The following is a 9,658-nucleotide window of genomic DNA, read 5'->3' on the forward strand; positions in this document are numbered from 1 at the left end:
CGGGAGACAAATGAAAGTCGGCCTTCCCTGCTCTCTTTATATAGGAGCGAGAAGGCCGGATGGGTGCTGAAATGGCTTCTTAACGTACGGACTGCACGTATTCCTGTACTTCCTGGATACTAGAGTTGAATACCAAGGCATCATATACCTGGTAAAAGTTGTGCCGGTCGGCGACGCGGCTGTAGAGGTACTTGGCAGTCTCTATGCGGTTTTCGTCGAAGGACAGGGATTTGATCAGCCGACGGGCATCCTGTGATTCGATGAATGATTCGCGCAACGCGTCGCGCATAATGGCCATGCGGGCATCGTCGAAGGGCCGGCGCTGGATTGCCTGGAGCAGATTGTCTACTTCGGCGGGGGCCAACTGGTAGGCCGGAACCGGATACCCGGAATTTGGATAGCCGTGATTCTGATGCCCAGGCGCAGGGTAGCCATTATTGGGGTACGGCGTTGGGTACGGACCCTGGTTGGGATACGACACCACCGGCGGAGCTAGTGGCACGGTGCTCACGGTGCGGAGCGAAGGGGGGAAGCCTGGACGAGCAACCAGCACAAAATTCGTTTCGAACCCGTCGGCCAGGAAAATCTGGGTGCGGTAATTAACACCACGGCCCCGACCTACGGGAATGTAGAAATCGGCCCAATAATAGCCGGGGTGCAACTGGTCGAGGTAGATCTGGGGGCGGGCGCCACGTGATACGGGCTGCCCATTGAGGGAGAGCCGAAAAGCCAAGCCCCGCTCACCGGAGATGCTGGCCGTAACGGGAGCAGCGTGCACAGTGCCGAGTAGTAGCAGGCAGCCAATCAAAAGAGGTAAGATTCGTTTCATGGAGCCGGACATTATAGGAGTGTACCGCGGCTAAGCCAAGGACTGTGCCAAGTAGTGGCCCCTCCCCTATCGATTTACCGCCAAAGCAAAACCGCCCGGCCTGCTTCATGCAGACCGGGCGGTTGACTTACATAGAAGCAGAATACCTACTCCGCAATTTTGGTCACTTTGAACTCGGTGCGGCGGTTGCGTTGGTACTGCTCCTCCGTTTTGGCATTCAGCACTACCGGACGCGATTCGCCGTAGCCTTTGGCCGTGATGCGACCGGGAGAAATGCCTTTGGAGATAATGTAATCGACGGCCGACTGGGCCCGGCGCTGCGAGAGGGCCTGGTTGTAAGCGTCTTTGCCGCGCGAGTCGGTGTGCGAGCTGAGCTCGATGGTGATGCGGGGGTTGTCGTTAAGCGTTTCGACCAGCTTATCGAGCTCCAAGGCCGCATCAGGACGGATATCCGATTTATCGTAATCGTAGAAGATGTTATCAACCACGATGGCCTTGTTTTTCACGATTTTGGCGAGCGTAAGCGTTATCGGTATCCGCACCTCGTTCACGGGGTCGGGCAGCAACTCCTGGGCAGGTTTACGACCAATGGTAGTAAGGGAATTCCGGGCCGTGAAGTAGCCGTCGCGGTTGGCGATGAGGGCGTAGGCGGCGGCGGTAGAGTCAAGCTTGAAGATAAACTTACCGTCGGGGCCGCTGGTGGTGGTTTGGAGCTGCTTGCCGCTGGAGCTCAGCAGCGCCACGGGCTGGTTGGGAACGATGGTAGTGTTGCCGGTTTTGTTATCGCGCTCCAGTACGGTGCCGTCGGCGACGAAGAACACCAGCTTGATGGTATTCTCGCGGAAACGGTAGAGGTCGTCGGAGCCTTTGCCGCCAGCCCGGTTCGAGGAGAAAACGCCGCCCTGCTTGTCGAGGAAGAAGGGCGCGAAGTCGTCGCCGGGGCTGTTGATGGGGCTACCCAGGTTCTGTACCTGCCCTTTATCGAGCTTGAAGATGTCGAGCTTGCCAAGGCCGGGGTGGCCATCGGAGGAGAAGTACAGGACACCCTCGGGCGAAATGGCCGGGAAGCTCTCGTTGCCCACGGTGTTTACCTTGTCGCCCAGATTTTCGGGGGCGGCAAAGCGGCCGGGGCCTTCCATGGCAGCCTTATATAAGTCGCTGCCGCCGAAGCCGCCCTTGCGGGTGGAGGCAAAGTAGAGCGTCTGGCCATCGGCCGAGAAAACGGGCGAATACTCGTCGGCAGTGCTGCTGTTTACGCCGCGCAGGATTTCGGGCTCGGTCCAGGCGTTTTCGCGGAAGTAGGAAATCCACAAATCGACGCTCAGGAAGCCTTTTTTGGAGCCGTCGTTGGAGCGGGCGAATACCACCATCTTGCCATCGGGCGAGTAGGTGGCGCTGGCTTCGTGGCGGTTGGCGGAGTTGATGACGGGTTCGAGCTTGCGCACGGTGCCGCCGGTCAGCTTCTGGTCGTCGGCGAAGCGAACGGCGTAGAGGTCGTTGAACCCCTCGCCGTTGCCAGGGAACACCTTCCCCTCGCGGCCCGAGGCAAACACCAACTCCTTAGAGTCGGGGATGCGGGTGGTACCGAACTCCGAGGCGGGCGTGTTCAGCTCATCCAGGGGCATTACCTCGCTGTTGGTGCGCTGGGCCAGTAGGTTTTTTGAGGCGCGGGCGTTTCGGGCTTCGGCCTCGGCTTGAGCCGTGAGGGTGCGGTTACTGCCAACCTCGGCGTATTGCGTGAACTGCTCGGCGGCTTCGTCGAACTTGCCGTTGGCCCGTAGCGCCAAGGCATAGTAGTAGCCGGCGTCGGCCTTGCGGGCTCCGCCATCAATAGCCGCCTTATAATACGATTCTGCCTGCTCGACGCGGTTGGACAGACGGTAAGACTCGGCAATTCGATAGTTGCCCTGGGCCACGTTCTTGCCCTTCGCCACTTCGGCCTTATATAAGGTAAGCGCCGACTCGTATTCGCCGCGTGCAAACCGCTTGTCGGCTTTGCTTAGCCCTCCGGTGGTAGCGCAGCCCGCCAGCAGGGTGGCCGAACCCACGGCAGTCCACATCAGAATAGCGTTTCTCATAATAGCAGGGAGGGAAGAAGAACCGGCAGCCGGCCACAACAGGTGGCCAGTGCGCGGATAATGCGCAGATAGTGCGGCTAAGATGCAAGTTTTCCGGCGAAAAAGTCGGTTTCAGCGCCCCAGCCGTTTGTTAAACGAAGTAACGGGTAAGCCAAGTATCGGCGGCCGGGGCCGGCCACTGCTCCAGTAGCTGCTGACGGTGGCCAATGGTGTTGTCGAAATACGGCGTTTCGGCCGAAAGCGTGCCGGCGGCAATGGCGGGGCCGAGCTGCTTACGGTCGAGCAGCGTTACGTGCCCGTCTACCCAAAAGGCCAGCTTCGACTTCTCAAGTAATTCTATGCCCAATTGCTGCTCCATGCCCTGCACAAAACGGACTGAGGCGTCAATCGAACAACCGCTGGCGTCGGCAATGCCCTCATCGAGCCCGATGACAAGAAACTGGTTGTGCAGCACAACGGCCGAAGCGGCCAGACTGCGGCCGTGGCTGGTCCACTCGTCGGCGAAACGGTGCAGGGTGGGTTGCACATCGGTTTGTTCGGCGGCCGTGAGGGGACGGTTGGCCTGGTAAATCCAGATGCGGGCCGAGGGCGGCAGCTGATCGAAGGGAACGTACATGGGCGGGGTATGGCGCGAAGCTCCAGCTTCGCGTTTTGTTGAACGATGCTACTATAATAGCAGCAACGATACACGAAGCTGGAGCTTCGCGCTACTTACAAAGAAACAGCCCCGGCCGGAAGTTCCGGCCGGGGCTGTTTTTGAAGTGGATGAATTCAACCCGAAAGCTACGCGTTCAGGCCCTCGGCGGAGGCAATCAGCTCGGCCAGGTCGAATACCTGCACGTCCTGCTCGCGGTCCTTGTTTTTTACGCCGTCGGCCATCATGGTCATGCAGAAAGGGCAGGCCACAGCAATAACGCTGCCGCCGGCTGCTTTAGCCGAAGCAGGACCGGCAGGGGCGTTACTTTCCACACCGCGCAGGTTGTTGAGCACGGCGTCGGTGCCGTCGAGGGTAGCCAGGGCCTCCTCGGCGCGCTCGATGTTCACTTCTTTGTTGCCGGGCTCGGCGTCTTTCCACATTTGGGCACCGCCGGCACCGCAGCACAGGCCGTTGGTTTTGCAGCGCTTCATCTCCACCAAATCGGCGTCGAGCACTTCCAGCACGGCCCGCGGGGCTTCGTAGATGTCGTTGGCCCGGCCCAGGTAGCAAGAGTCGTGGAACGTGATGCGGCGGCCTTTAAACGATTCGCCGCCCTCAGCCTTCACCTTGCCCTCGTTGATGAGCTGCTGCAGAAAAGTGCTGTGGTGAATCACCTCGTACTCGCCGCCCAAAGCGGGGTACTCGTTTTTGATGGTGTTGAAGCAGTGCGGGCAGGCCGTAACCACTTTCTTGATGCCATAGCCATCGAGGGTAGCAATGTTGGTCATGGCCTGCATCTGAAACAGGAACTCGTTGCCGGCGCGCTTGGCCGGGTCGCCGGTGCAGCTTTCCTCCTTGCCCAGCACAGCGTAATTCACGCCCACATGATCGAGGATGCGCACAAAAGCGCGGGTCACGCGCTTGTACCGGTCGTCGAAGGCCCCGGCGCAGCCCACCCAGAACAGAATTTCAGGACTCTCGCCCCGGGCCGCCAAATCGGCCATTACGGGTACAGAAACAGGACGCTTGGCAGTTTGCTCAGCCATTATGTTGAGAAGCTAGGAGATAGGAGTTAGGAGATAAAATCCGTGGTATGAATCACGGATTCCAGGGACAAGAAGCAGAGTTGAGGAAGAAGGAAATGCAAGCAGCATTCCGGCTTCTAACTCCTAACTTCTAGCTCCCCTTTTTCAGCCACGAACAGGTCGTCGGCCCAGTTGAAGCGGTCGGAGGGCGAGAAGGCCCAAGGCGCGCCGTTATTTTCGATGTTGCTGAACATGGCGTTCAGGGCGTTTGGAGCGGCTGATTCTTCGAGGACCAGGAAGCGGCGCATCTCGATGATGCTGTCCAGCGGGTTGATGTTTACCGGGCAGGCCTCGACGCAAGCGTTGCAAGTGGTGCAGGCCCACAACTCCTCGGGCGTTACGTAGCCGCGTAGCAGCGTGTGGTTTTCCTTGTCGAGCTGTTCCTGGGGGTCGTGCTTGGCGTCCGCGCCGTACAGCGCGGGGCTGAAAATGAGCGGCGCGTTGTACTTCTCCTCCATCCGGTCGCGGGTGTCCATGATGATTTTGCGAGGCGAGAGGAGCTTGCCGGTGATGTTGGCCGGGCATACCGAAGTGCAGCGGCCGCACTCGGTACACGAGTAAGCATTGAGCAAATTGGTCCAGGCCAGATCGTCCACATCTTTGGCCCCAAATGGTGCGGGGGCCACTGCCGAGCCATCGGGGTTGGTAGCCGGGGCCGGCACCGCGTAGCTGGGGTCCATCATGGCCTTCACCTCGTGGGTAATGCTATCCACGTTCGAGAACTGTCCCTGCGGGATGAGCCGCGAGAAGTACACGTTCGGAAACGCCATGATGATGTGGAAGTGCTTGCTGCTGGGCAGGTAATTCAAAAACAGCAGAATGCCCACAATGTGCGCCCACCAGCCCACGCGCTCCAGTACATGCAACGTTGGCACGCTGTCGGGCAACAGGCCCGTCAGGAACTGGCTGATGGGATAAGCACCCGGCAGGTCGAGGCCCTGGAGCTGGTAGGCCTTCAGGTCGGCCGTATTCATCAGAAACAGGGCTGCCATCAGTACCACCTCTACGTAGAGAATAATGTTGGCATCCATCTTGGGCCAGGCCCGCATTTCGGGACCGGTGAAGCGCTTGACCACATTCGCATTACGCCGCCACCAGAAGGCCACGACAGCCAGAACGACAAGCGCACCCAAGATTTCGTTGGTGCCAGTGAGAGCTGAATACAGCGGCCCGGCAAACTGCAGGAAGCGGTGGGTGCCGAACAGGCCATCCACCATAATCTCAATCACCTCAATATTGATGACGATGAAGCCCACGTACACAATCAGGTGCAGGAAGGCCGGCGTCAGGCGCTTGAACATCTTCTGCTGACCGAAGGCGACAAGCAGCGTTTTCCAGAGCCGCTCGTTCACGTGGCCACTCATGTCCCGGTCGCGGCCCACCAACACGTTGGCCCGGATGCGACTGGCCTGCCAGGCAAACAGGCCGAAGCCTGCCAGCGCCACCAGCAGGAAGATGATGTTTTGAATAGAGAAATGCACGGGAAAAGGGTAAGTTTAGGGTTGGATCCGAAATATACTCGGTATGCATAACAATTTACCGATTTTGAGGCAGATAGTTTACGCTGCCAACTTTTTTTTGATTCTGGTTTGTAGGTTTGAAATGGTTTGCTACTTTTGTGCTCCCCAACGGCCAAAAGGCCTGCCGGGAACCACGAGCTGGTAATGTAGCTCAGTTGGTAGAGCACAGCACTGAAAATGCTGGTGTCGTTGGTTCGATTCCAATCATTACCACAAAAAACCCCGATTCTGCTTCAGAATCGGGGTTTTTTATTTTACGGCACTTGATCTGGTTTCCTTAACCTGCTGCGGCCCTGGGGTGCAAGTAGTGTCGCGGGCGGCGCGGGCAAAATCGTAGCCCTGCAGCACGGCCCGCCGCAGCAGGTCGCAGGCCCGGGGCACATCGCGCTGCTGCTGCGCCACGCGGCCCAACAAAAAATATAGCTGCCCGCTGCGGGGCGTAATATCAAGCACCTCCCAGTAATCGTTCTGGGCAGCCTCGTAGCGGCCCAGCTTGAAATTGGCCAGCCCCCGGAACGTGAGCAACTGCCCCCGCAGCCGCGAAGGCCCACTGGCATGGCGCAACCCACTCGACAGCGTGCGAACGGCCGCCGCAAACTGCTGCTGCTGAAACAGCTCCGTTTCGCCCTGCCGTAGCCAGGCGCGGGCTAGCGTACTATCAAGGGCCAAGGCTTTCTGGTAGGCCTCCCGCGCAGGTGCCGGCCGGCCGAAGGCGGCCTCGCACTGGGCCAGGCGCAGCCACAGCTGCCCCCGCAGCGCTGCCGGAGCTTCGGGTAGGGCAGCACGCAGGTCGGCGCGGGCAGCGGCGTAATCGTGCAGCCCGAGCTGAGCGGCCTCGGCCCGCCGCCGCAGGGCCAAGTTGTAGCTGGGCCGGAAGTGCAACGCGTCGGTGAAGTAGCTGTGTGCTCCGGCCCAATTACCCTTCGTATAGGCCTGCAGGCCCCGCGTATAGTTACCGGTACCCGACACATAGTCCATTGTGACTTTGACAGAAACCATAAACAAGGCCAGCCCCACCCCCAGCAGCGCCGTGAGCCAATAGTCGCGCCGCGTGAATTTTACTTTCTGGCGCGCAATGGGCTGATAGTACCGCTCGTTGGCTCCGGCGGGCCGGCGGGTACGCAGCGGCGGGGCCGGCGCGGGCATGGGCGCGCCATAAATGTGCTGGCCCTGCTGGCGGAAGTGCTGCTGCCGTTGGGCCTCATCGAGCCGGCGGGCATCGGCACGTAGCTGCTGGTCGTAGTGGGCACGGCGGGCCTCGTGGCCCAGCACCCGGTAAGCCACGGCTACTGCTTTAAACAGCTCTTCGTAAAGCACGTTACCGCCGTGCTTATCGGGGTGGTATAGCACTGCCAGACGCCTGTAGGCCAGCCGGATATCGGGTAGCGTGGCCGTTACCGGCACCCCCAGTACGTGGTAATGATTCTGGCTCAAAGCAGGACAGTATAGCGTAAAAATAAACCAATTTCAGACACAGCTTCGCCTTTTCCGTATGCAACAGCTACCATATAGCGGGTAGCAGCCATATTTGCTGTCGCCCAACTCTGTAACATTGTTTCCCCGCAAAAGTCTCCTCCATGGGCCTGTTCTCTACTGAAGAAAATGCTTCCAAGACACCTCACAACGATAGTCTGGTGGGTAATCTGAAGGGTTACCTCGACACCCGCCTCGACCTAGTGAGGCTGGAGGTGCAGGAAAAAGCCAAGCACACTTTTGTGAATGTGGCGCACGGCATTACGATGGCTGTTATAGGCCTGTTCTTTTTCCTGTTTCTGAACCTGTTCCTGGCTTTTCTGCTGAACGACGTGCTCGACAGCCAGTTCTGGGGCTTCGGAATCGTGGCGGGCTTCTATCTTATTTTGCTGATTGCTTTTGTTATGGGAGTCGATAAGTCGGCTTTCCAGGCCTTGGCTGATAAGACGCTGGGTAACACCATTTATAAATCTGACAAACGCCAAGCCTAACCCGACCGATGACTGAGCTGCACAACCCTTTGTTTGAAGATGAGAAAGAGTTTCTGGAGCGCCAGAAGCTGGAATACGAGCGTGCCCTAATGGGCGACGTTCAGGATATAAAGGAGAAAACCCTGCAGGTAGGCAAATATGCCGCTGTAGGAGCCGGAATATTGGGCGGAATATGGCTCATCTCGAAGGCGCTTGGCAGTTCCAAATCCAATAGAAAGCCGGCAAAGGCGCTCAAAGCCGCCGAAAAGGAGTCTGCGAAGCAGTTGAAGAGTAGCTCGCGCCGGCCACTGGCATCGACTACCGTTGATATGGCGGTGGCAGACGACTTAGGCCTGGGGGGACGGCGGCTTCGGGGCAATATGCCAGCCGCAGGCGGCGCTGCTACCAGTGAGGCGGATCCGTTCCAGCCTGCTACGAATTATAACGCCGCAGCACCTGCTACCCGCCCGAGTGCCCGCCCTCAGGAGCAGCCAGCCCCTGGGCCTGACCCATCGTCGCAATCGGACGCATCCTCGATACTGGCCGCTACTTTCAACGCCTTTATGCAGTCGGATACAGGCAAGATGCTGGTGGCCCAGGCCACGGCTGTTACACTAGCCTTTATTGCCAAAAAGGCCAGTGACTATTTGCCAGTCCTTAAAAATGCCGACCTTGCCGCTTCGGACGCACCGCGCCAGGAGCCGGAAACCCGCGACATTGAATTTACTTACCACCACGACGACGCGGATGCGCCCAGCCAGCCTGCATGATACACTCAGCCAAAACCGCCAACTCGGCCGGAAGTCGCTGGCCGTTCTGCTGGACCCCGACAATATAGATGAGGCCGGGTGCCAACGGTTGCTGAACCTGAGTGAGCGACACGCAGTAGATTACTTTTTTGTGGGTGGCAGCTTGGTGCTTGGTTCGCATCAGGCTGCCCTCATTCGCTTTATCAAGAGCCGGTCCAGCGTGCCGGTGCTACTCTTCCCCAGCCATAGCCTGCACCTCGATTCGCAGGCCGACGGCATCCTGCTGCTATCCTTGATTTCGGGACGAAACCCCGATTTTCTAATCGGCCAGCACGTAATTGCGGCACCACGGCTGCGCGAAAGCGGCCTCCAGATTCTGCCTACCGGCTATATGCTCGTTGACAGCGGCCGCCAGACAACGGCCAGCTACATTAGCGGCACCACACCACTGCCCCACGACAAGCCCGCTATTGCCGCCTGCACCGCTATGGCCGGCGAGCAGCTAGGTCTGCGTCTCATCTACCTCGATGGCGGTAGCGGGGCCCTACACCCTGTAACGCCATCCATGATTGGGGCGGTACGCCAGGCGGTGGATCTGCCTATTATCGTAGGTGGTGGCCTCAACAGCGCCGAAAAGGCCCGCGCAGCGTTACAGGCTGGTGCCGACGTTATCGTAGTTGGCAACCACATCGAACAGAACCCCGATTTCTTGGCCGAAGTAGCCGCCGTAATCACAGGTTTCGCACATGTTGCCCATGCTACAGATACAGCCGAAACCGTACCTGCTCAGCACGTCATCAGCAGATAGCTACTACGT

9 protein-coding genes and 1 tRNA gene are annotated in these 9,658 nt (G+C 58.9%); 4 read left to right on the forward strand and 6 right to left on the reverse strand.

Translation table 11 applies throughout. The features are described 5' to 3' along the window. Positions 1-79 precede the first annotated feature (79 nt). The 5 genes from HW554_RS19710 to HW554_RS19730 form a co-directional block, all read right to left on the reverse strand. On the reverse strand, positions 80-829 hold the full coding sequence (locus tag HW554_RS19710) for a DUF4476 domain-containing protein (RefSeq protein WP_176910246.1): 750 nt from the start codon (positions 827-829) through the stop codon (positions 80-82). A gap of 146 nt (positions 830-975) precedes the next feature. Then, the gene (locus HW554_RS19715; protein ID WP_246285515.1) at positions 976-2,907 is read right to left on the reverse strand and encodes an OmpA family protein; all 1,932 of its coding nucleotides are present in this window, start codon (positions 2,905-2,907) and stop codon (positions 976-978) included. A gap of 130 nt (positions 2,908-3,037) precedes the next feature. Next, positions 3,038-3,523 carry a hypothetical protein gene (locus tag HW554_RS19720; protein ID WP_176910247.1) on the reverse strand — a complete coding sequence of 162 codons (486 nt, stop codon included), beginning with the start codon at positions 3,521-3,523 and terminating at the stop codon, positions 3,038-3,040. Positions 3,524-3,690: 167 nt separating this feature from the next. After that, positions 3,691-4,590, reverse strand: coding sequence for a (Fe-S)-binding protein (locus tag HW554_RS19725; RefSeq protein ID WP_246285517.1), 900 nt, complete (start codon positions 4,588-4,590; stop codon positions 3,691-3,693). A gap of 116 nt (positions 4,591-4,706) precedes the next feature. Then, the gene (locus HW554_RS19730; protein ID WP_176910248.1) at positions 4,707-6,110 is read right to left on the reverse strand and encodes a 4Fe-4S dicluster domain-containing protein; all 1,404 of its coding nucleotides are present in this window, start codon (positions 6,108-6,110) and stop codon (positions 4,707-4,709) included. 179 nt (positions 6,111-6,289) lie between these two features. Here HW554_RS19730 and HW554_RS19735 point away from each other — a divergent pair. Then, positions 6,290-6,362, forward strand: a tRNA-Phe gene (locus HW554_RS19735). 36 nt (positions 6,363-6,398) lie between these two features. Here HW554_RS19735 and HW554_RS19740 read toward each other — a convergent pair. Next, positions 6,399-7,583, reverse strand: a complete 1,185-nt coding sequence (locus HW554_RS19740) for a J domain-containing protein (RefSeq protein ID WP_176910249.1) — start codon at positions 7,581-7,583, stop codon at positions 6,399-6,401. A 143-nt stretch (positions 7,584-7,726) separates the two neighbouring features. Here HW554_RS19740 and HW554_RS19745 point away from each other — a divergent pair, with 143 nt between their 5' ends. Genes HW554_RS19745 through HW554_RS19755 form a run of 3 tightly spaced genes read left to right on the forward strand, consistent with a single transcriptional unit; the run spans position 7,727 to position 9,649 of the window. Beyond that, entirely contained in the window at positions 7,727-8,113 is a 387-nt protein-coding gene (locus tag HW554_RS19745) for a phage holin family protein (protein ID WP_176910250.1), read from the forward strand. Positions 8,114-8,121: 8 nt separating this feature from the next. After that, positions 8,122-8,862, forward strand: coding sequence for a hypothetical protein (locus HW554_RS19750; RefSeq protein ID WP_176910251.1), 741 nt, complete (start codon positions 8,122-8,124; stop codon positions 8,860-8,862). After that, positions 8,840-9,649 (forward strand): geranylgeranylglyceryl/heptaprenylglyceryl phosphate synthase, encoded by an 810-nt coding sequence (locus HW554_RS19755; protein WP_176910254.1) that lies wholly within the window; start codon positions 8,840-8,842, stop codon positions 9,647-9,649. Before HW554_RS19750 ends, HW554_RS19755 begins: the two co-directional genes overlap by 23 nt. Positions 9,650-9,658: the final 9 nt, after the last annotated feature.

Source organism: Hymenobacter lapidiphilus, assembly GCF_013377885.1.
Classification (GTDB): Bacteria; Bacteroidota; Bacteroidia; order Cytophagales; family Hymenobacteraceae; genus Hymenobacter; species Hymenobacter lapidiphilus.

Coding starts and splice junctions, on each gene's coding strand:
- HW554_RS19710 (WP_176910246.1), bottom strand. CDS start 829: ATGAAACGAATCTTACCTCTTTTGATTGGCTGCCTGCTACTACTCGGC.
- HW554_RS19715 (WP_246285515.1), bottom strand. CDS start 2,907: ATGAGAAACGCTATTCTGATGTGGACTGCCGTGGGTTCGGCCACCCTG.
- HW554_RS19720 (WP_176910247.1), bottom strand. CDS start 3,523: ATGTACGTTCCCTTCGATCAGCTGCCGCCCTCGGCCCGCATCTGGATT.
- HW554_RS19725 (WP_246285517.1), bottom strand. CDS start 4,590: ATGGCTGAGCAAACTGCCAAGCGTCCTGTTTCTGTACCCGTAATGGCC.
- HW554_RS19745 (WP_176910250.1), top strand. CDS start 7,727: ATGGGCCTGTTCTCTACTGAAGAAAATGCTTCCAAGACACCTCACAAC.
- HW554_RS19750 (WP_176910251.1), top strand. CDS start 8,122: ATGACTGAGCTGCACAACCCTTTGTTTGAAGATGAGAAAGAGTTTCTG.
- HW554_RS19755 (WP_176910254.1), top strand. CDS start 8,840: ATGCGCCCAGCCAGCCTGCATGATACACTCAGCCAAAACCGCCAACTC.